The sequence below is a fragment of the Lentzea sp. NPDC042327 genome, from assembly GCF_040647275.1.
Taxonomy (GTDB): Bacteria; Actinomycetota; Actinomycetes; order Mycobacteriales; family Pseudonocardiaceae; genus Lentzea.
The window spans coordinates 53,707-74,459 of the sequence record NZ_JBEZBX010000003.1 but is presented as its reverse complement, the minus strand read 5'-3'; the positions used below and the strand labels follow the sequence as shown (position 1 = coordinate 74,459).

At 71.9% G+C, this 20,753-nt stretch carries 19 protein-coding genes; 8 read left to right on the top strand and 11 right to left on the bottom strand.

The window, feature by feature from the left end:
• Positions 1 to 54 precede the first annotated feature (54 nt).
• Positions 55 to 1,374: a serine/threonine-protein kinase gene (locus tag AB0A63_RS08100; RefSeq protein ID WP_360386871.1), complete on the bottom strand. Its 1,320-nt coding sequence runs from the start codon at positions 1,372 to 1,374 to the stop codon at positions 55 to 57.
• 69 nt (positions 1,375 to 1,443) lie between these two features.
• On the opposite strand from AB0A63_RS08100, the gene AB0A63_RS08095 reads away from it, so the two are divergent.
• The 3 genes from AB0A63_RS08095 (at position 1,444) to AB0A63_RS08085 (ending at position 3,901) form a co-directional block, all read left to right on the top strand.
• A complete protein-coding gene (locus AB0A63_RS08095; protein WP_360386868.1) occupies positions 1,444 to 2,400 on the top strand; it encodes a magnesium transporter CorA family protein in 957 nt (318 codons plus the stop codon).
• A gap of 10 nt (positions 2,401 to 2,410) precedes the next feature.
• Positions 2,411 to 3,178 (top strand): enoyl-CoA hydratase/isomerase family protein, encoded by a 768-nt coding sequence (locus tag AB0A63_RS08090; protein WP_360386865.1) that lies wholly within the window; start codon positions 2,411 to 2,413, stop codon positions 3,176 to 3,178.
• 99 nt (positions 3,179 to 3,277) lie between these two features.
• Positions 3,278 to 3,901 (top strand): PIG-L deacetylase family protein, encoded by a 624-nt coding sequence (locus AB0A63_RS08085; RefSeq protein ID WP_360386862.1) that lies wholly within the window; start codon positions 3,278 to 3,280, stop codon positions 3,899 to 3,901.
• Between the two features lie 15 nt (positions 3,902 to 3,916).
• On the opposite strand, the gene AB0A63_RS08080 is transcribed toward AB0A63_RS08085, so the two are convergent.
• The 4 genes from AB0A63_RS08080 to AB0A63_RS08065 form a co-directional block, all read right to left on the bottom strand.
• The gene (locus AB0A63_RS08080) at positions 3,917 to 5,212 is read right to left on the bottom strand and encodes a UDP-glucose/GDP-mannose dehydrogenase family protein (protein ID WP_360386859.1); all 1,296 of its coding nucleotides are present in this window, start codon (positions 5,210 to 5,212) and stop codon (positions 3,917 to 3,919) included.
• On the bottom strand, positions 5,212 to 6,540 hold the full coding sequence (locus AB0A63_RS08075; RefSeq protein WP_360386857.1) for a glycosyltransferase family 4 protein: 1,329 nt from the start codon (positions 6,538 to 6,540) through the stop codon (positions 5,212 to 5,214). Before AB0A63_RS08075 ends, AB0A63_RS08080 begins: the two co-directional genes overlap by 1 nt.
• 65 nt (positions 6,541 to 6,605) lie before the next feature.
• Positions 6,606 to 7,433, bottom strand: coding sequence for a glycosyltransferase (locus tag AB0A63_RS08070; RefSeq protein ID WP_360386855.1), 828 nt, complete (start codon positions 7,431 to 7,433; stop codon positions 6,606 to 6,608).
• Complete coding sequence (locus AB0A63_RS08065) at positions 7,430 to 8,380, bottom strand: glycosyltransferase family 2 protein (protein WP_360386852.1); 951 nt, start codon at positions 8,378 to 8,380, stop codon at positions 7,430 to 7,432. Before AB0A63_RS08065 ends, AB0A63_RS08070 begins: the two co-directional genes overlap by 4 nt.
• Before the next feature lie 44 nt (positions 8,381 to 8,424).
• Between AB0A63_RS08065 and AB0A63_RS08060 the strand changes: the two genes are divergently transcribed.
• The gene (locus AB0A63_RS08060) at positions 8,425 to 9,141 is read left to right on the top strand and encodes a polysaccharide deacetylase family protein (protein WP_360386850.1); all 717 of its coding nucleotides are present in this window, start codon (positions 8,425 to 8,427) and stop codon (positions 9,139 to 9,141) included.
• Between the two features lie 31 nt (positions 9,142 to 9,172).
• Here AB0A63_RS08060 and AB0A63_RS08055 read toward each other — a convergent pair whose 3' ends face one another.
• Genes AB0A63_RS08055 through AB0A63_RS08045 form a run of 3 tightly spaced genes read right to left on the bottom strand, consistent with a single transcriptional unit; the run spans position 9,173 to position 12,576 of the window.
• Positions 9,173 to 10,153, bottom strand: coding sequence for a hypothetical protein (locus AB0A63_RS08055; RefSeq protein ID WP_360386847.1), 981 nt, complete (start codon positions 10,151 to 10,153; stop codon positions 9,173 to 9,175).
• Positions 10,150 to 11,415 carry an MFS transporter gene (locus AB0A63_RS08050; RefSeq protein WP_360386844.1) on the bottom strand — a complete coding sequence of 422 codons (1,266 nt, stop codon included), beginning with the start codon at positions 11,413 to 11,415 and terminating at the stop codon, positions 10,150 to 10,152. The genes AB0A63_RS08055 and AB0A63_RS08050 overlap by 4 nt, the downstream gene beginning before the upstream one ends.
• Positions 11,416 to 11,442: 27 nt before the next feature.
• Positions 11,443 to 12,576, bottom strand: a complete 1,134-nt coding sequence (locus tag AB0A63_RS08045) for a glycosyltransferase family 4 protein (protein ID WP_360386842.1) — start codon at positions 12,574 to 12,576, stop codon at positions 11,443 to 11,445.
• 88 nt (positions 12,577 to 12,664) lie between these two features.
• Here AB0A63_RS08045 and AB0A63_RS08040 point away from each other — a divergent pair, with 88 nt between their 5' ends.
• Positions 12,665 to 13,435, top strand: a complete 771-nt coding sequence (locus AB0A63_RS08040) for a hypothetical protein (protein ID WP_360386839.1) — start codon at positions 12,665 to 12,667, stop codon at positions 13,433 to 13,435.
• A gap of 4 nt (positions 13,436 to 13,439) precedes the next feature.
• Positions 13,440 to 14,822 carry an O-antigen ligase family protein gene (locus AB0A63_RS08035; protein ID WP_360386837.1) on the top strand — a complete coding sequence of 461 codons (1,383 nt, stop codon included), beginning with the start codon at positions 13,440 to 13,442 and terminating at the stop codon, positions 14,820 to 14,822.
• Between the two features lie 17 nt (positions 14,823 to 14,839).
• On the opposite strand, the gene AB0A63_RS08030 is transcribed toward AB0A63_RS08035, so the two are convergent.
• On the bottom strand, positions 14,840 to 15,787 hold the full coding sequence (locus AB0A63_RS08030; RefSeq protein WP_360386834.1) for a right-handed parallel beta-helix repeat-containing protein: 948 nt from the start codon (positions 15,785 to 15,787) through the stop codon (positions 14,840 to 14,842).
• 245 nt (positions 15,788 to 16,032) lie between these two features.
• On the opposite strand from AB0A63_RS08030, the gene AB0A63_RS08025 reads away from it, so the two are divergent.
• Positions 16,033 to 17,496, top strand: a complete 1,464-nt coding sequence (locus AB0A63_RS08025) for an oligosaccharide flippase family protein (protein ID WP_360386832.1) — start codon at positions 16,033 to 16,035, stop codon at positions 17,494 to 17,496.
• Positions 17,497 to 17,556: 60 nt separating this feature from the next.
• Positions 17,557 to 18,378, top strand: a complete 822-nt coding sequence (locus AB0A63_RS08020) for an APH(3'') family aminoglycoside O-phosphotransferase (RefSeq protein WP_360386829.1) — start codon at positions 17,557 to 17,559, stop codon at positions 18,376 to 18,378.
• A gap of 12 nt (positions 18,379 to 18,390) precedes the next feature.
• On the opposite strand, the gene AB0A63_RS08015 is transcribed toward AB0A63_RS08020, so the two are convergent.
• Together AB0A63_RS08015 and AB0A63_RS08010 are read right to left on the bottom strand one after the other, a co-directional pair.
• The gene (locus tag AB0A63_RS08015) at positions 18,391 to 19,587 is read right to left on the bottom strand and encodes a glycosyltransferase family 4 protein (RefSeq protein ID WP_360388323.1); all 1,197 of its coding nucleotides are present in this window, start codon (positions 19,585 to 19,587) and stop codon (positions 18,391 to 18,393) included.
• A gap of 2 nt (positions 19,588 to 19,589) precedes the next feature.
• Positions 19,590 to 20,747, bottom strand: coding sequence for a glycosyltransferase (locus tag AB0A63_RS08010; RefSeq protein WP_360386826.1), 1,158 nt, complete (start codon positions 20,745 to 20,747; stop codon positions 19,590 to 19,592).
• Positions 20,748 to 20,753 lie beyond the last annotated feature (6 nt).

The following is a 20,753-nucleotide window of genomic DNA, read 5'->3' as shown; positions in this document are numbered from 1 at the left end:
TGGCGTGCCGGGCACCGTGGCGCCAGCCGTGACGACCACCTGCGGGTGGACCGATCAGCGCCCGTCGTAGGAGCGCGGCAGGTACCAGGCCAGTGCGGCGCGCAGCTCGGCGACCTCGCGGTCACGGCGGCGGCGCGAGCGCTCGTGGGCGATCGGGAACACCCGCACCCCGCCGTGGTGGGCGCCGAAGAACCGGCGTGGCGCCGGGTCCTTGAGCCAGACCACGACCCACGGGCGCTTCTTGTGCGGCACCACCCGCACGCGCGCCAGCTCGTACCACCAGTACTGGTGGAACTTGCCGTTGCGGGTGGTGGCGATGCCCTCGCGACTGATCTCCACGACCACCTTGCGGCGCGCGGACGCGCCGAAGAACCGCGCGGCCCGCACCACCAGCACGCAGAACGCGGCCAGCGCCAGCAGCTGCGTCGCCCCGTTCGCCTGGGCGGCCGGGTCGGCGATGGCGGCGGCGAGCAGCGCGGCGGCCAGGTTCACCACGCCCCAGCTGAACGGCACGATCCGCGACGTCGAGAACGTGGCGGCGGCCGGGGTCATCGGGGCGGGCAGCTTCGTCGTCGGCGGCTTCGCGACCTGCGCCAGCAGCCGGGTGACCTCGGTGGGCTCCGGGCGCTTGGCCGGGTCGCGGTGCATGCACCGCTGCACCAGCGGCCGCAACGACTTGGGCAGCCCGTCGAGGTCCGGCTCGCCGTGCGCGGCCCGGTAGAGCAGCGTCGCCGTCGGGCCCTCGCCGAACGGTCCCCTGCCGGTGGCCGCGTAGACCAGCACCGCTCCCAGCGCGAACACGTCGCTGGGGCAGCCGACCTCCTGGCCGGTGATCTGCTCCGGCGACAGGAACCCCGGCGTGCCGAAGACCATGCCGGTCTCGGTCAGCGCCGTGTGCTCCATCGCGCGGGAGATGCCGAAGTCGATGACCCGCGGGCCGTCCGCGCCGAGCAGCACGTTCGCCGGCTTGAGGTCGCGGTGCACGAGCCCGGCGCCGTGGATCGCGGTGAGCGCGTCGGCCAGGCCCTCGGCGAGTCGTCTCAGGTGGTGCTCCGGCAGCGGCCCGTGCCGTTCGACTGCCTCCTGCAGCGTCGGGCCGGGCACGTACTCGGTCGCCATCCACGGCCGCGGTGCCCGTGTGTCGGCGTCGAGCACGGCCGCCGTTCCGGTACCGCCCACCGCCCGCGCCATCTGCACCTCGCGCCGGAACCGCTCGCGGAACCGCGGGTCGTCAGCGAGCTCTGCCCGCGCGACCTTGACCGCGACCTGCCTTCCGTCACTGCTCTGGCCCAGGTAGACGGTTCCCATGGCGCCACGACCGAGCCTGCCCAGCAGCAGGTAGTCGCCGATGCGCTGAGGTTGGTCCACCTTCACCGGTTCGAGGGTAGCGGGAACTCGGGCCGGAACCTCACATCTGAGCGGATCTACGTATCGTTGTCACCCATGGGCCGGACCCGCTTGTACCGCAACGGCGAACTGGTCGACCAGGACTTCCCGGTCGCCGACGTCGCACACCTGCTGGAAGATCCCTCGGCCGTGGTGTGGTTCGACCTGTGCGCGCCCTCGGAGCCCGACGTCCGCCTGCTGCGCGACGAGCTGGGCCTGCACGACCTGGCGATCGAGGACGCCCTCGCCGAGCGCCAGCGCCCGAAGGTCGACCGCTACCCCACCCACCTGTTCCTCGCGATGCACGCCGTCACCTACGCCGAGCACGAGGTCAGGACCACCGAGGTCGACGTGTTCGTGCTCCCGCGGGTCCTGGTCACCGTCCGGGAAGACGAGTCCTACCCGCTCGACGGCGTGCTGCGCCGCTGGGACGCGGGCGCCGACCTCGCCTCCGCCGGGGTCAGCTTCCTGCTGCACGGCCTGCTCGACGACGTGGTCGACGGCCACCACGCCGCCGCGCAGGAGCTGGAGGACCACGTCGAGGACGTCGAGGACAGCATCTACGCGGAACGCCCCCACCAGGGCCGCAAGATCCTCAAGCTGCGCCGCGCCCTGGTCCAGCTGCGCCGCGTGGCCCTGCCGATGCGCGAGATCCTCGGCTCGCTCGTCCACCGCGAGCACGCGCTGGTCTCCGATGAGCTGATGCCGTACTACCTGGACGTGAAGGACCACACCCTGTTCACCGCGGAGCTGACCGAGTCGCTGCGCGAGCTCGTGACGAACCTGCGCGAGGCCGAGGTGGCCGTCCAGGGCAACCGCCTGAACTCGATCATGAAGAAGGTCACGAGCTGGGCCGCGATCATCGCCGTCCCGACCGCCATCTCCGGCTACTACGGCATGAACGTCCCGTACCCCGGTTACGACCAGCGGTGGGGCTTCTGGGTGGCCACCGCGGGCATCCTGGCCCTCTCCTACTACCTGTACCTGATGTTCAAACGCCGCGACTGGCTGTGAGGCTGCACCCGTGAAGATCCACCTGACCCGTCAGCACGAGCTCGCGATCATCACGATCGACGCACCCCCGCTCAACCTCTACACCCTGGAGCTGGACGCCGAGTTCCACGACGCCCTCGACGAGCTGGGCGACGCCCGCTGCCTGCTGGTCAACGCGGCCGGCAGGGTCGTCTCCGGCGGCGTGGACGTCTCCCTGTTCGCCGCCCAGGAGTACCGCTCCGACGCCCAGGCCCTGTTCGACCGCATGATGCTGCTCCCCCAGCGCCTGGCCGCGCTGCCGATCCCCACCGTCTTCGCCGCCCACTCCCTGTGCCTCACCTGGGCCTTCGAGCTGGCGGTGGCCTGCGACCTGGTCCTCGCCGCAGAGAGCGCCCGCTTCGGCCTGGTCGAGAAGGTCGTCGGCCTCACCCCGACGATGGGCGGCACCCAGCGCCTGGCCGCCCGCGCCGGCGTCGGCCGCGCCAAGGAGCTCGTCATGACCGGCGACCTGTACTCCGCCGAGACGCTGGAGCGCTGGAACGTCGTCAACCGCGTCCTGCCCGACGAGGGCTTCGCGCTGGCCGCCGAACGGTTCGCGCACGGCCTGGCCGTGGGCCCGACCCAGGCGCACGCGGCGACGAAGCAGGTGCTCGCCCACTTCGAACACGGTGGCGTCCCGGAGGCCGACGCGCACGTGACGACGATCGCGGCGGCCCTGTTCGACACCGAGGACCTGCCGAACGCCGTGCACAGCTTCCTGACCGACGGGCCGGGCAGGGCGACGTTCATCGGCCGCTGACGCGGGTCGCGGTGGAGCCGGAGTCCGGGCAGGGCTCCGGGAACAGCGCTCCAGCGCGGCGACCGGGCCACGACCCGGTCCTCGGGTACGTTCCCCGGCGTGCACTTACCCGTACCGCGCACCCTCCTCGTCCTGCACGCCCACTCCGGTGACGAGTCGGCGACCACCGGCGGCGCGCTGGCGCTGTACTCCCGCCAGGGCGTCCGCACGGTCCTGGTCACCTGCACCGGCCCTGCGCAGAACCCGGAGCTGCAGGCCGCTGCCGACGTACTGGGCGTCACGGACCTGGAGGCGCTCGGCTACCTCGACTCCGGTGAGGACGGTGAGGTGGGGCAGGGCGGGTTCTGCGCCATCCCGGTGAACATCGCCGCCAGCCGGGTCGCGGCGCTGGTCGAGCGCTACCGGCCGCAGGTCGTGGTCACGCACCACGGCGCTCACCGCGACCACGTGCACGCGGTCCGGGTGGCGAAGTCGGCGGTCTACCGCACCGGCATCCCCGCCAAGCTCTACCTCACCGCCGGCGGGGGTGCGACGACGATCGACATCGACGACGTGGCCGACGTGAAGCGCAAGGCCGTGCAGTGCTACCCGGGGCGGTACGCGGAAGGGGCGTTCGCGGTCCAGGAGCACTACTTCCGCGACCTGGACACCACGAACGCCCCGCTGCCGGAGACCGACCTGTTCGCCGGCGTGACGAACTGCGGGCCGGACCTGCCGCGCTGAGTTCCGGGGAGGACCTCAGCGGCGGCCGAGGGACGTGCAGGTGAAGCCCGCCCTGCGGATGACGTCCGGGTCGAGGATGTTGCGGGTGTCGACGACCACCGGCTGGCGGACCGTCTCGGCGAGGCGGGCCCAGTCGAGCGAGCGGAAGTCCGGCCACTCGGTGAGCACCACGAGCGCGTCGACGTCCTTCGCCGCCTGGTAGGCGTCGTCCACAACGGACACCGCACCGAGGTCGGTGCCGCCGCTCAGTGCCGGGTCGTAGCCCACGAGCTCGGCACCGGCCTGCTTGAGCAGCGCCGCCACGGCCAGGGCCGGCGAGTCGCGCAGGTCGTCGGTGCCCGCCTTGAACGTGAGTCCGAGCAGACCGAGGCGGACGTGCGAGAGGGAGCCGCCGCGCTTGCCGGTGACCGCCAGGCGGACCTTCTCGACCATCCGGGTGCGCTGGCGCTCGTTGGTGTCGATCGTGGCGCGCAGCAGCCGGAACTCGAAGTCCGCGGCGTCCGCGGCCTGGAGCATCGCGTGCGTGTCCTTGGGCAGGCAGGAGCCGCCCCAGCCGGGACCGGGCGAGAGGAACGACTGGCCGATGCGCTTGTCGTAGCCCATGCCCTCGGTCACGTCGGTGATGTTCGCGCCGAGCCGTTCGCACAGCTCCGCGACCGCGTTGACGTACGAGAGCTTCATCGCGAGGAAGCAGTTCGCCGCGTACTTGACCAGCTCGGCGGAGGCCGCGTCGGTCAGCACGGTCGGCGCACCCAGGCGGGCGTACAGGGCGGCCACGCGCTCGGCCGCGTCCTGCTGGTCGCAGCCGACGACGATGCGGTCCGGGTTCAGGAAGTCGTGCACGGCGGAGCCCTCCCGCAGGAACTCCGGGTTCGACACGACGGCCACGTCATCGCGGCGCAGCAGCTCGGCCGTGCGGACCGCGGTGCCCACCGGCACCGTCGACTTGTTCACGATCACGCAGCCCGACGGCAGCAGGTCGCGGGTCTCGTCCACAACGGACTCGACGGCCTGCAGGTCCGCGATGCCGCCCACGCCCATCGGCGTCGGCACGCAGAGGAACACGACCTCGGCGTCGGCCACCGCGGCCGACGCGCCGACGACGAACGAGAGCCGGCCAGAGGCCAGGCCGCCGCTCACCAGGTCCGCGAGACCGGGTTCGAGGATGTCGACCTCGCCGCGCGAGAGCCGTTCGACCTTGGCCTCGTCGACGTCCGCGCACACCACGCGGTGCCCCAGTGACGCGAGACACGCACCGGTGGTCAGGCCGACGTAGCCGGTGCCGACGACAGCGATCCTTCTGACGAACATCATTCTCCCGTTCGGTTCACGGCGAACGCGCGGAGAACGGCGTCGTCGCTCACGTCGATCATCTTGTTGCCCCACTGGTCGGTACCGGCGGCCAGGTCAGGTCTACCGTCCGGGAAGGGCCCGCGCGACACGAATCCGGTGAGTCCGTCGAAGACCGAGACGTACGCCTCAGCCTGCGGGCGCCAGTCGAGCTCGGCCTCGCAGCGGCGGCGGCCCTCGAAGCCGAGCCGGCCGCGGCGCTCCGCGTCGTCGAGCAGGTCGAGCAGCGCCGACGTGAACGCCTCCACGTCACCCGGCTCGACGTAGACGGCGCAGTCGCCCGCCGACACCACGGTCTCGGTCAGCCGGTAGGACAGCACCGGCAGCGCGTAGGCCATGTACTCCATGGTCTTGTTCATGGTGGACACGTCGTTCAGCGGCGACAACGGGTCCGGCCCCAGTCCCACGGCGGCCGTGGACAGGTAGCGGGTGATCTGCTCGGGACCGACCCGGCCGGTGAACTCGACGTACGGGTCGAGACCCCAGGCCGCGGACTGCTTCCGCAGGTCCTCCAGGCAGTCGCCGAAGCCGAGCAGGGCGAACCGGACGTCGCTGCGGCCGTGGTCGAACACGACCCTGCGGGCCACCTCCAGCACGCCGTCGACACCGTCCTGCGGGCCCATGATGCCCAGGTAGGCGACCAGGTGCTTGCCGCCGCGGCGCAGCTCGTCCACGCCCTCGACCGGCCGCATGACCGTCGTGTCCGGGCCCGAACGCACCACCGTCGTGCGCTCGGGCGGCACGTCACCGCGGGTCCACGCGATCTTCTGGTACGAGGTGTTGGTCGAGGTCACCCGGTCGGCCGTGCGGAACGTGCGCCGCTCCAGCCACTTCAGGACCCGGTACTGCAGCTTGCCTGCGAACCCGGCCGGCTCGCCGAAGCGGGACAGGAAGACCTCGGGGTTGAGGTCGTGGTGGTCGAAGACGAACTTCACGCCACCGAGCCGCCACAGCAGCGCGAGCGCCCAGTACGTGTCCGGCGGGTTGCACGCCTGCATCACGTCGAACCGGCGGCGCATGCGCACCTTCACGCTCAGCACCGCGGTGCGCACCCAGCAGTAGAGGAACTCCCAGGCGTAGCCGAGAGCACCCTCCGCCTGCGGTGGCGGGGCGTACTTGTGGAGGTGCACCCCGTCGAGGAGCTGGTAGGCGGGGTCACCCGGTCCCTTGGGGCAGATGACCGACACCTCGTAGCCGGCCGCTGTCAGCGCACGGCATTCGAGCCACACCCGCCGATCCAACGGCACGGGCAGGTTCTGCACGATGATCAACACGTGCGGTGCGCTCACAGCTAAGACCTCTCACCGGGGGACCGGGCCAACGCTCAGGTAGTCGTTCCACCAACGGGTGTGCGTTACCTCGTGGTGCGGTCGGTGGACCATTCGCCGGTCACACCGGTCAGGTGGCGCCAGCGGGCGAGCACCTTCTCCACGGCGAGCACCGACAGGAAGCACAGCGCGTCGAGTCGTGCGACCTCGCGCGACCGGACCAGGCCGCGCAGCTGCCCCAGGGCGAGCGGCGGCTCGTGGCCGGTGTGACCGAGCGCGTCCAGCTGCCGGTTGCCCAGCCGCACCCTGGCCCGGCGGCGCACCAGCGCCCCCACCGTCCTGGCCGGGCGCACGACCGCACGCGCCGACGGGACGATCTTCTTCTCCGCCAAGGAGAACCTGCGCTGCACGTACCCGTCGTCGTTGACGACGTCGGGCATCGGGAAGATCCGGGCGTGACCGCGTTCGGTGACCATGTAGGCGCCGGTGCCGGACAGCCCGCGGCGCTGGGCGAGCAGCCGCGCGATGGTGCGGTGGAAACCCGCGGCGACGCGGGAGCAGCCGGTGAGGTCGAGCTCGGGCACCGGCGCGCACGCGAGGGCCGTGTCGTCGGAGGTGAGCTCGGACACCATGGCGCGCAACGACTCGGCGGTCAGGTCGACGTCCGCGTCCAGGTACACCCGCGGGAACGTGGCGCACACCTCGTCACCCAGGGCGAGCGCGTGCACCTTGCCCGCCACCGGGGTCTCCACGACCTTCACGCCCGCCGCGCGGGCCACGCCGGCGGTGGCGTCGGTGCACGCGTTGGCCACGACGACGACGTCGAACTCCCCGCCCAGCAAGGACAGGGACCGCGCGATGCCGCGTTCCTCGTTGTGCGCCGGGATGACCACACCGGCGACCGGCCGCGTCACGCGGACCCCGCCACGTCGGTGCGGGCGCCCCAGCCGCCGGCCCATTCCGCGCGGCGGCGCCACACCTCGCTCCAGCGCGGACCCCTGCGCAGCACCCGTTCGGCCACGGCGCGCAACGCCACGCCCGCCCGCAGCGCGAAGAGCCCGTACCGCCGCGCCGTCACGTGGCGCTGCACGACCGTCGCCCGGCCGGTGAGCACCAGCACGTCGCGGTTCACCCGGTGCGCGGAGGAGGCGCCGACGGCGTGCTCGAACTCCGCGGCCGGTGCGATGCACGGCGAGAAGCCGAGTGCGGCGGCGCGCAGGCAGAGGTCCTGGTCCTCGCCGTAGATCCGGTAGGTCTCGTCGAACCCGCCGAGCCGTTCCCAGGTCTCGCGGGAGATCAGCAGGAACCCGCCGCTGATGACGTCGACCGGGCGCTGGTCGTCGCGCTGCCAGCCGCCCAGCGACTCGGGGTCGAAGAACGCGGAGCCGCGGAAGGCGCTGGACAGGCCGAGCATGCCGCTCGTGAGGCTCCAGGCGGTGATGCGGCCGAAGCAGCTGCGCGGGTCGAGCTCCCCGTCGGGTGTGACGCAGCGCCCACCGACGATGCCCGTGCGCGGCCGTGCCCGCAGCACCGCCAGCGCCGCGTCGATCGCGCCCGGCCTCGGGTGCGCGTCCGGGTTCAGCAACAGGAAGTAGTCGCCCCTGGCGCGTTTCGCCGTGCGGTTGACCGCGAAGCCGAAGCCGGTGTTGCGGTGCATGCGCTCGACCGCGCCGGTGCCCAGCAACCGCTCGGCCACCTCGGCCGCGCCGTCCGCGGAACCGTTGTCCGTCACCAGGACCTCGAACGGGTCCGACGGCGCCGCAGACCCCTGCAGCGAACGCAACGTGGCTTCGAGGTGGTCGGCGGCGTTGTAGGACACCATCAAGATCGACAGACTCACCAGGTCGGAGCCACTCGTCATGTCAACTGGATCGAGAGCCCGTCTGGAGTCGTTACAGTGACGGCATGATCCGTCGCCTCGCCCGGCGCCTCGTCCTGCCGCTCACTGCTCCGATCGGCTCAGTGCGACAGGTCTCTTCGCCGCAACCGCACGTCGTGCTCACCTACGACGACGGGCCGCAGCCGGGCGCGACCGAACGGGTGCTGGAATCCTTGGCGAACTCCGGTTGCACGGCAACGTTCTTCGTGTTGACGGGCCGGGCGCGCAAGCACCCGGGACTGCTCGCCGAGGTGCAGGCCGCGGGCCACGAGATCGCGCTGCACGGCGTCGACCACGTGCGCCTCACCACACTGGCACCCAAGGAGGTGCGCGCCCGCACGGCCGACGGCAAGCACTTCCTGGAGGACGTCCTCGGCACCGAGGTGCGCTGGTTCCGCCCCCCGTACGGCGCGCAGCGGCCGGCGACGTACGCGGCGATCCGCGCCACCGGCATGGACTCCGTGGTGTGGGACGTGGCGGCGTTCGACTGGGAGGACGACCCGGCCGCCACGATCGCCGAGCGGACGCTGCGGGAGGTCCACAGTGGAGCGGTCGTGCTGATGCACGACGGCTACGCGGGACCGGAGGACGGCGTCGACGACGGGCCCGCTCCGACGTTCGACCGCGGCGAACTCGCCCGGCTGGTGTGCGCCGGCCTGGCCGAGCGCGGCCTGAAGGGCGTCTCGCTGCGCGACGCCCTCGCGCACGGCCGGCCGGTGAAGCGGGCCTGGTTCCGCTCCTGACGGTGAACCTCACCGCCGAGGGCGCCAGGGGCTACCGCACGGGCACCGGGGAGGCGGCGGCGGTGATCAGCACCTTCGGCGCGGTGGACCCGTCCGCGCGCACCTCGTAGATCGACGAGCGCTTCTCGTCACCGTTCGTCGCGGCGTAGGCCAGGGTGTCGCCGTCCAGCCACGTGGCCTGGTCGTCGATGCCGGTCGTGCCCTCGATGACGGTCTCGGCGTTCGTGCGCAGGTCGGCCACCGCGAGCCGCCACGGGCCGGTGCGCGAGGTCCGCTTCTTGTAGGCGACCTTCGTGCCGTCCGGTGACAGCGACGGGCACTCGGCGGTCTGCCGGACGTCGGCCATCGTCCGCGCGACCAGGTCGCCCTTCATCAGCCACGTGCGGCCGGCCGTGGCCATCGTCGCGTAGAACGTGCGGTCGTCCTGGGCGACCGTGACGCCCCAGAAGTTGATGTCCGCGGCGGTCATGACCTGGCCGCCGACGGTGGACCGGAAGGTCTCCAGCGACTCGACGAGCGTGCCGGAGGCCAGGTCCAGCACACCGGTCCTGGTGGAGAAGCCGCCCGGCACGGAGTAGGAGTCGCCGGTGACGAACGTCGTCCAGGAGACCACCTTGCCCGACTGGGAGACCCGCGCCCGGCTCGGCGTGCCCGGCAGCGCGACCGTGCGGAGCACCTCGCCGTCCGCGTCCAGGACGGCGGCCTCGTAGGACGGCCCGATGCCCGCGAGCCGCAGGCAGACCGTCGTCCCCGCGGCCACGTAGACCCGCTGGCACCGCAGCGCGGTCGGGGTGCGCTTGCCGCCGGGGTCGGCGAGCGCGACCTGGTCGACCTGGCCGTCGTAGCTCTCCAGGTCGACGAACAGCAGTCCGCCCTGCACCGGCGGCGCGGCGCTCGCCCGCGCGTCGTCGCGCTTGGCCACGGTCCAGGCGACGAACCCGCCGCCGCCGAGCAGCACCAGCACGATGGCGGCGATGCCGATGGCGACGCGGTGCCGGGCGAGCGCGGTCACGCCGCCACCTCCGCGTCGGCGCCGGTGCGGCCGCGGCCGGTGAGGACCAGCGCGGTCCCGAGTGCGGCGAGGAGCGCGACGGCGGCCACGAGCACGGCCCAGCGCATGTCGAGGAAGGTCAACAACACTCCGAAGAGGACGGACGAGAGCAGCCGGGCGACGGCCTGGCCGGTCTGCAGGATCGCGAGCCCGCTCGCCCTGATCGACTCGGGCACCAGCTCCGCTCCGTGCGCCATCAGCACACCGTCGGTAGCGGCGTAGAAGAGGCCGTGCAGCAGCAGGACCAGGCACACCACCGCGATTCCGCGACCGCCGAGGACGAGCAGCGCGTACACGCCCAGCAACGCGACGTGGCCGACGGCGAACATCCGCCAGCGGCCGAACCGGTCGGCCACGCGCCCCAGCGGCAGCGCGGCCAGCAGGAACACCAGCGCGGTGCCCAGCGGCAGCAACGGCAGCAGGCTCGTCGGCACCCCGGCGGTCTTCTGCAGCACGACGAAGACGAACGCGTCGCTGATCGTGGCGAACCCGAGCACGGTGGCCGCGACCGACGCGCCGCGGAACCTCTTGCCGCGCAACAGGTGCAGGCCATCACGCCAGCGGATCTCCGGCCGGGGCGCGGCGACGGCGGTGCGCGGCGGGCCGGGCACGAACGTCACCAGCACGATCACGCCGACCAGCGCGAAGCAGAAGCTCACGCCGAAGACCAGGCTCGGGTCGGCGCCGAGCTGGATCATGATGAGGAACGTCACCAGCGGGCCGAGCATCGCGCCGAACGTGTCCATCGCCCGGTGCAGGCCGAACGCCCTGCCCAGCACGGGCGCCGGGGTGGCCAGGGAGATCAGCGCGTCGCGCGGCGCGGTGCGCAGGCCCTTGCCCGCGCGGTCCGTGGCCACGACGGCACCGATCGCGGCGGTCGAGGCGCCGGCGAACGGGAAGAGCAGTTTGGACAGTGCCGAGATCCCGTACCCCGCCAGCGCCACCGCCCGGTACTTGCCCAGCCGGTCACCCAGGTGGCCGCCGACCAACCGGAGAAGGACGGTGGCACCGCTGTACAAACCGTCGAGCAGTCCGAACTGGACATACCCGAGCTGCAGGACGTAGAGCACGTAAACCGGCATGAACGCGGTGACCATCTCCGCGGACACGTCGGTGAGGAGGCTCACAGCGCCCAGTGCGACGACCGTGCCGGGCACCTTCCCGGTGACCCCGGTTCCACCGGCCGCCTCGACCGGTGTGGTGCGCGCGGAGGCCAGGTACATCGAGCGTCTCTCCTCCGCTGCGGGAACCTAGGTGCGGACCACCTGCCGCGCGACCGCGACAACCTCGTCAGCTGCGCGTTCCCACGAGTAGTGCTCGCGGACGGCAGCCGCCTCGGCGGCCGTTCGCGTGAACACGGTGTCATCCGCGAGCAGGCGTGCGACAGCGCCAGCCAGCTCTGCTGGGTCATCGGTTGCGACGAGGGCGCCGTTACGGCCGTCCTCCACGATCTCGGGCATGGCGAAGGCCTTGCGGGCCACGCACGGCAGGCCGCGGGCCAGCGCCTCGACGAGCGCGATGCCGAAGCCCTCGAAGCGCGACGGCATGACGAACACGTCGTGGTCGTCGTAGATGCCCGCCATCGCGTCGATCGGCTGGCGCCCGAGGAACGTCACACCCGGCGGGACCTCCCCCGGCAGCGGCCACTGGGCGGGGCCGACGACCGTGAGCGTGATCCCGGGGTCGACCTCGGCCCGCAGCCGGGCGACGGCGCCGAGAACCTGCGGGCCGTTCTTGGTGAAGAAGTCCTTGCCGACCAGGAGAAGCCGCCGCCGTGGTCCGTCGACCCGGCGCTGCCGCACCTCCGCGGGCACCTCCTGACCGGTCCACGCGGCCGACGCGCCGGGGTTCACGACGTGCACCCGTTCACGTGGCACACCCGAGACGTTCACCAGGTGGTCGGCGAACCACCGGCTCATCGCCACGACCCCGGCGGCGCGCTCGTACATCCCGCGCTGGCGGTCACGAAGGCGTTCCAGGTCACCGCGTGCCAGCGACGGGAAGTGGACAAGTCGCCCGTTCTCGTCCATGTGGTCGAAAAGCACGTCGTAGCTCAGGTCCTGGAGGATGAGGAACGGCGCGCTGACCGGTGCGAGGTCCTGGATCTGCAGCACCACGTCGCAGGGGTTGGCGCGCAAGCTCCGGTCGAGGCTCCGCTCCCCGTAACGGCGTGCGAGAGCGGAGTGCTTCCACATCGACACCCAGCGGCCGTCGACGCGCCGGGCGTTGACGGCCTTGAAGGCGGCGCGCACCGCCCCGGGGTAGGTCAACCCGACGTCGACGACCTCGATACGCTGGCGCAACGCGTTTCTGAGGTTCCAGGGGGTGTGCGACCACGTCCCTTCCGGACGGGGGTCCCACGCGCAGGCGAATCCGAGGCGCATGGGGCACACCATAGCGGCGGGTAACGGGGAGGCGGGGCGACGCGATTACCGTTTCGTACAGGCGACTGCCCCGCGACTTGAGGTGAGCATGGATTTCTGGAAGACCATCAAGGTCCTCCTCCGCCGGTGGTACGTCGCTCTGCCCGTGCTGTTGCTGTCCCTCGGTGGTGCGGGGGTCGTGTTCGCATCGGTGCCGCCGGAGTACGAGTCGACCGGCACGGACCTGCTGACGGTGCCGAAGGCCGGCGCCACGCTCGACCCGTCGAAGCCCTCCGGGATCATCAACCCGTTGCTGGCGTTCGACGCGAGCCTCACGACCACGGCGCAGCTGCTGACCCAGGTCCTGCTCGACCCGGCGGTCTACGCGCAGCTGACCCGGAACAACCCGGACATCGAGTGCGAGGCGGGCGACGGCGGTCTGCGCGGTCCCTTCGTCCAGGTCGTCTGCAAGGCGCCGACCCCGGAGGCCGCGCGCGCCACCGTGGACGGGGCGTTCAAGCGGCTGAGCCAGGAGCTCGTCGAGCGGCAGCGCAAGCTCGGCGCGCCGGAGTCGACGTTCATCAACGTCGAAACCGTCGTCGCGCCGACCGAGGCGACGCTGCTCGTCGGCGGCAAGCTGCGGGCGGCGGGCGCGGCACTCGCGCTGGGCCTCGCGGCGAGCCTCACGTCGGCGTACATGATCGAGAGCTTCATGCTGCGCCGCAAGAAGCCCGAGGCGCGCAAACCGGAGCCCAGGAAGCCGGACGACCCGAAGTGGCCGTCCGACGAGGGCGAGCGGCGCGCCACCCCGGCCGCGCCCCAGCACCACAAGCTCTCCAACGAGGCGAACCCGACGGTGCGCATCGCCCGGCCGGGCTGAGCCGATGCCGAGAACACCCGTCCACCCCCGCACGCTCACCCGCACCGACGGCGCCACCCTCTCGGTGGTCTACATCGCCGTGCTGGTGCTCGTGCCGTCCCGGCTGGTGCTCGCCGGCATCCCGCTCGACATCCGGCCGTCGATGCTGCTGGGCTTCGGCCTCGGCATGTGCTGGCTGTGCGCGCAGATGGTCGACAACCTCGGCATGGCGAAGGGGCGCAGCGGTGTCCGCACCGCGATCTTCCTCTTCGCCTCGTCGCAGATCGCGACCTACGGGTACGTGACCCTGCGGCACATGCCCTACGACGAGCTGAAGTCGGCCGACCTGAGCTTCGTCACGATCGTCTCGCTGATGGCGGCCGGTCTGCTGATCATCGACGGCGTCCGCACCCTGGACCGCCTCGACAGGGTGCTGAAGTTCGTGGTGATCGCCTGCACGATCATGGCGGTCATCGGCATGATGCAGTTCTTCACCGGCTTCGACCTCACCAAGTACATGGCGATGGTGCCGGGCCTGCGCTCGGTCGGCACCGGTGAGGCCGTGCTGGCCCGTGCCGCGTTCCGCCGCCCCGGCGGCACGGCGGGCCACCCCATCGAGTTCGGTGTCGTGTGCGGTCTCGCCGTGCCGCTGGCCGCGCACTACGCGTTCCGCACGAAGAAGCGCAGGCAACCCAGCCGCCGCTGGTGGTTCTGCGTGCTGATGCTCGCGATGGGCGCGGTCGTGTCGCTGTCCCGCTCGGCGATCCTGGGCCTGCTGGTGGCGGGCATCATCCTGCTGCCGACGTGGCCCGCCAAGCAGCAGCTGCACACGATCCTCGCCGCACTGGGCTTCCTGACGGTGCTGCGCGCGTTCGTGCCCGGCCTGGTCGGCACGCTGCTGAGCCTGTTCCGCAACATCTCCAACGACCCGAGCATCCAGGGCCGCACCGACGACTACGCGAGCACCGAGGCCACGATCGAGCAGAACCTGTGGCTGGGCCGCGGGTTCGGCACCTACCTGCCCACCAGGTACGGGCCGATCGACAACCAGTACCTCGGCTCGCTGGTGGAGAACGGCCTCGTCGGCATGCTCGCGTTCCTGTTCCTGTTCATCGCCGGCATCTACGCGGCAGCGGCGGCCCGGCGGCTGAGCACCGACCCGCACGTGCGGGACCTGTGCCAGTCGCTGCTCGCCTGCATCGCGATGCTCGGCGTCTCCAGCGCCACGTACGACACGTTCGCGTTCAAGATCGCGAGCGGGCTGATGTTCGTGCTGCTCGGGTGCGCCGGCGCGCTGCTGCGGATGCAGAAGGCCGCGGCCGCGACGATGGCCTCGGCGCCGGTGCCTCCGCTGCCGCAGACGGCGACGTCCCCTTCCCGCGCTGTGCGGGAGGGGACGTCGCCGTGAGCGCTGCCGCGAGCCGGTCAGTTCTTGACGGCCGACCCGTCCTCGTAGGTGTTGTTCACCCACTCGACCTGGCCGTCGAGCCGGGCAGGGCCGTAGACGAAGCCCTTCGTGAAGACGTTGTCGCGGATGACCCGGTTGGTGCCCTTGGGGTCGAGGTAGATCGTGTAGTTGCCGCCGTTGAGGAAGTTGTTCGCGATCAGGATGTTCGACGGCGAGCCGAACTCACCGCCGACGAGGATCGCCGACGTCTGGTTCTTCGGGTTCTCGATCCGGTTGTGGCGGATGGTGATGTTGGAGCCACCGGTGATCTGGATGCCGTCGTTGTGGTCGCCGGGACCCTTGCTCAGGTCGTGGATCCACGAGTCGACCAGGCTCGCGCCGGTGTCCATCTTCACGCCGTCCGAGCAGCCGCTGATGTTGATGCGCACCGAGGTGACGCCCCCGTAGCCGACGCCGTACTCGCAGTCGTCGGAGCCGATGATCTCGACGTCCTGCACGGTGAGCCGGGTGAACTTGTCCACGAGGTAGACGCCCCACTGGCCGGTCGCCCTGACCTGGCTGCGGGTGATCTTGACGTCGTTCGCGGTGACGCGCACCGAGCAGGGGATCTGCTTGCCGTCGATGACCGTGCCGGCCTTGTCGATCAGGTACTCGCCGCCCTTGCAGGGCAGCGGGGCGAGCTTGACGCCGGTGTGCGCCCAGCCGGTGTTGTCGGGACCGGGCCAGCCCCCCGCGGCGGGCGGTGTGGGGGTCGACGGGGGCTTGGGCGTCGTGGTCGTCGGCAGCGGCGGCGCGACCGACGACTGGGTGCTGCTGGGTGCGGCGCTGCTGGAGCTGGCCGGGGCCGGCGAGGACGTCTCGGTGGACGTCGGCGCGGCACCGGTGGGGTCGCCCTCCTCCGCTCCCGCTCCGGCCTTGCAGCCGGCGAGCGCCAGCGCGGCCGCGATCACCACAACAACGGACAACCGTGCCGGCCGACCATTGTTCCCACAGGTCACGGCCCTATCACGGGCAGTTCTCATGAAGAATTCCTTCGCGTGATCATTGTGCAGTACACGGCGGACACCGACCAATGTCACCCACGTCCGTCCAACCGCGACTTCGCGGCAGCACGGCACTTCTTACCCCATGGCCCGGCGGTTGCCAAACCCCCGCAACCAATTTCCCGAGCCATAGGAATAATTGATGACCCGTTGCGCGGGGAGTACGCATGACCGGCGAAGAACCGATCACCACCACAAAAGACGCCGACCACCTGGCGAAATCCACTTCAGGCGGAAAGGTCCGCCGCGCACTCGGCTTGAGCTTCCTGAACACGGTGTTCGGCAAAATTGGAACGCTGCTCACAGGAATCCTCCTCGCGCGGGTTCTCGTGCCGGAGGACTTCGGTGTCTTCGCGGTCGCGCTGGTCGCTCTCGGGGCTCTGCTCGCGATCAACGAGCTCGGCGTCAGCCTGGCACTGGTGCGCTGGCCCGGCGACCCGAGGGAGATCGCGCCGACCGTCACGACGATCTCCATCGCGTCCAGCGGCCTGCTCTACGCCCTGTGCTGGTTCGCCGCGCCCGCGTTCTCCGAGGCGCTGGGGGCACCCGACGCGACCGGTGTGGTGCGGCTGCTGTGCCTGTCGGTGCTGATCGACGGCGCGACGGCCGCGGCCGCGCAGTTCACCAACCGCGAGTTCCGCCAGGGCGCCCGGCTCGCGGTCGACATGTCGAACCTGGTGCTCACGACCGGGGTGACCGTGGCGCTGGCGCTGGCCGACCACGGGGCGTGGAGCCTCGCGTGGGGCAGGCTCGTCGGCAACGCGCTGTCGGCCATCCTGTTGTTCCGGCTCGTCGCGCTGTGGCCGAAGCCCGGTTTCGACCGCAGGCAGGCCCGTGAGCTGATGACGTTCGGCCTGCCGCTGGCCGGGGCGAGCCTGCTCGTGTTCGCGATGCTGAACGTGCACTTCGTGATCACCGGCTCGCTGCTCGGCGCGGTGGCGCTGGGCCTGTACCTGCAGGCGTTCAACCTGTCGAGCTGGCCGGTGAACATGTTCTCGGTGGTGATCCGCCGGGTGTCGCTGGCCGCGTTCGCCCGCGTGCAGGACTCGCCGGCCGAACGCGAGGCGCTGCTGGCCCGGTTCACGACGCTGCTGATGGCCGGCGCGTTGCCGGTGTGCGCGCTGCTGGGCCTGCTGGCGCTGCCGACGGTGACGACGCTGTACGGGCACAACTGGGCCGGGTCGGCCGCCGCGTTGCAGTTCCTGGTGGTGCTCGCGATCGTGCGGGTGGTCACCGAGCTCGCCTACGACTACCTCGTCGCGCTGAACCTGCCCTCCCGCACGATGTGGTTGCAGGCGGGCTGGCTCGTGGTGCTGGTCGCGCTGCTGCCGCTGGGGGCGATGTGGGACGGCATCCGCGGGGTGTCGGCGATGCACGCGCTGATCGCGGTGTTCCTGGTGCTGCCCGCGTACACGCTCGCCGTGACCCGCACCGGCGTGCGCCTGCGCGTGCTGCTCGCGGCGGTCGCACGGCCGGCGCTCGGCTGCGCGCTGCTGGCCGCGGTGGTGCTGGTCGTCCGGTGGCTCACCGAACCGTCGGTCCTCCAGCTGCTGCTCGGCGCGGGCCTCGGCGGTGCCGTCTACCTGGCCGTCGTGTGGCCGCTGCGCAACCTCGTCAAACACCTCGGCTGACCGCTCCCGACCGCGTTGCGCGCGGTAATCCGGTGGAGGGCGCTGGCTAGGATGATCTTCATGGCTGGGAGGTCACCGGTTCCCGAGTGGGAGTCCCTGCTCGTCCGGCGGCTTCCCGGCACGTGGGAGCCCGTCACGGGTGGGGAGTCGGGCGCTCGTGTCCTGCGCAGTGCCGACGGCTCGCGGTACGCCAAGTGCGTACCCGCAGAGCAGCAGGACCTCCTGGCCCGGGAACGGGACCGGGTCGACTGGCTCAGCAGCAGCGGTGTCCCGGGCCCGGTGGTGCTCGAATGGGTCGCCGACGCCGACGCCGCCTGCCTGGTGACCAGCGCTGTCCGCGGGGTGCCCGCCGACAGCATGCCGGCCGACGCGCTTCGGCGGGCGTGGCCGTCCATCGCGGAGGCCGTGCGCGGGTTGCACGCGTTGCCCGCAGGCGACTGCCCGTTCACCCGGGACCTGGGGCAGATGTTCGCCGTCGCCCGGGACGTCGTCGCGCGGGGTGCGGTCAACCCGGAGTTCTTGCCGGTCGAGCAGCAGCAGGCGGCTCCTGCAGAACTGCTCGCGAGGCTTGCCGTGCAGGTCGACCGCCGCCTTGAGCAGGAAGCCGCCGACACCGTCGTCTGCCACGGCGACCTGTGCCTGCCCAACATCATCCTCGACCCCGGCACGGCCGGCGTCGCGGGCTTCATCGACCTCGGACGCCTCGGCCGGGCAGACCGGTACGCCGACATCGGCCTGCTGCTCGCCAACGCCAGGGAGACGTGGGAGGACGAGGACCGGGCGATCGCCGCCGACGACGCCTTCGCCGATGGCTACGGCATCGCGCTCGATGCCGACCGGCAGCGGTTCTACCTCCACCTGGACCCGCTCACCTGGGGGTAGCCCGCGGTCCGGTCAGCGGCGGGTCGCGGCCGCGTTGGCGTCGTCCACGGCGACGCGGCCGCGCAACCGTTCGACCTTGCGGCGCACCTTGTACGCCGCCAGACCGCTCGTGGAGCGCACGACGTCCAGCAGGTCGGTGCCGGCCGTGCGCGCGGCGATCTCGTACTCCTGCTCCTGCAGCTCGGCGGCACGGCGCAGGCTGAACCGGTCGACCACGAGCTTGCGCCCGAACTCCCCCAGCTCGGCGCGCAGCCGCGGTGACTCGACGAGCCGCCGCAGACCAGCCGTCAGCGACGGCACCCCGTCCCCGCCGAAACCCCACCAGCCGCCCGACAGGAACCCCGGCAGGCTCTCCTCGGTGACCAGCTCGCTGAACCCGTCGAGCCCCAGCACCACCAACGGCTTGCCGAACGACAGCGCGCGCAGCGCAGAGCCGCCCATGCCGGCCGCGATGTCGGCGGCGGCGTACGCGGGCCGGGGGTCGGCGAGCTGACCGGTCAACACGACCGCACGACGGCCCGCGCGCGCGTTGGCCTTCTCCGCGCGTTCGGCGATCTCGGACCGCGCCGGACCGTCGCCGACGATGGCCAGCTGGGCGTCGTCGAGCTCCGCCACGGCGTCGCACGCGGCCAGCAGGCCCGGCAGCTTCAGGTCCGGCACGAGCCGCGACACCGCCACGACCAGCGGCGCGTCGGTGAGCCCGTGCCGGGCGCGGAACCCGCCGTCGGCGAACCCCGGGTGGTCGCCGTCGGTGTCGACGGGCGGTTCCAGCAGCGTCACGCGGTGGTGCCCGGCGGCCACGGCCTCCTGGCGGATCTGCTCGGTGCCCACGATCAACGGGATCGAGCGCGGGAAGAACGGCACCACCGACATCGACATCACGGTCGCGATCGGCGCGGCCGTGCGGCGGATCCCGGCGCCGTACAGGGCTTCGAACGCGGGCGGCCACTCGTAGCCGTGCACGACGTCGATGCCGCGCGAGCGCACCAGCCGGTTGATCGTCGAGACCACCCGGCGGTCGGGGCGCTTGCGCCGCAACGGGATCTCGACGTGCTCCAGGCCGTGCGCGGCGACCAGCGGCACCAGCTCCCCCGGTTCGGACACCACGACCACCTCGTGCCCGCGGTCGCGCACGGCCGCGGCGAGCTGGAGCGCGTTCAGCTGGGAGCCCCCGAGCTCCATGCTGTGGGGGTAGACGACAACCCGCATGCTCACCTCTGCCGGGAACCTTCCGCGACGCGCAGGCCGATGGCGCCGGCCACCACCGCCGCGCGGGCCTGCCACGAGTGCTGCTCGGCGAAGCGCTGCCGCCGCGCGGGGTCCTGCGGTGCGCTGAGCGCGGTCAGCACCGCGCGGGCGAGCTCGGCCGGGTCCCCCACCGCCACCACGTCGGGCGACTCGTCAGCGAGCCGGAGCGTCGCGGGCAGTGCGCTGCCGACGACAGCGCGCCCGGCAGCGAGGTACTCCAGCGTCTTCAACGGGAACGAGGCGCGGTTGAACGCCGTGTCCGCGTACGGGGTGAGCCCGACGTCCATGCGCCGCAACCACTTCGGCAGCTCGGCGAACGGGACCGCGCCGGGGTGGTGCACGTTCGGGCGGGCGACGAGGGCGGGGAACCGCTCCGGCTCCCACGCCGGGTCGCGCGGTCCGACGAGCAGCAGCCCGATCCCGGTGTCCGCCACGGCTTCGAGGTACCGGATGTCGATCCGGTCGGTCAGCTGCCCGACCACACCGGCGACCTCGTCCGGGAACCCGTCGGGCAGGCCGGCGGGGACGACGGACTCGATGCCGCGGTAGGCCGCCGTGTCGCAGCCGTTCGGCACGACCACGGGGTCCGCGCCGAGCTCACGCCAGCGCGCGGCCAGCTCCGGTGTCACCGCGAGCACCACGTCCGTGCGGGCCAGTGCCGCCTTCTCCTGCGCGCGCAGCCGGGACGCGTCCTGGTTCATCAACGCGGCACCGGAGACCCAGTCGTCGGTGCCGTACAACACGTTCAGCGCGTCCCAGCGGCCGAGCACGTCGTCGAAGGAGCACGCGATGACGGCGTGCGGCCTGCGCGGGAGGTGCTGCTTCACCTGGGCCCGCACCAGCGGCCACGTGGTCGCGCGGATGCCGGGCCTGGTGAGGCCCGGCAGCGCGATCGGGGTCAGGCGCGTGACGCCGGGGAGGGCCTCGCGCACGGAGGGACGCCACGACCGGCGGGTGCTGCCGATGCCCCGGTACCGCTGGGGCGTCACGGGTGAGACCGGCGGGTCCACCCACAGCACGTCCGCGTGGGCCGTGAGAGCTTCGGTGAGCTGGCGTTCGGAACCCCGAACGCCGTCCCACGTCACTCCCGAGAACAGCACGACCAGCGGTCGTGGCGTCACTCAGAT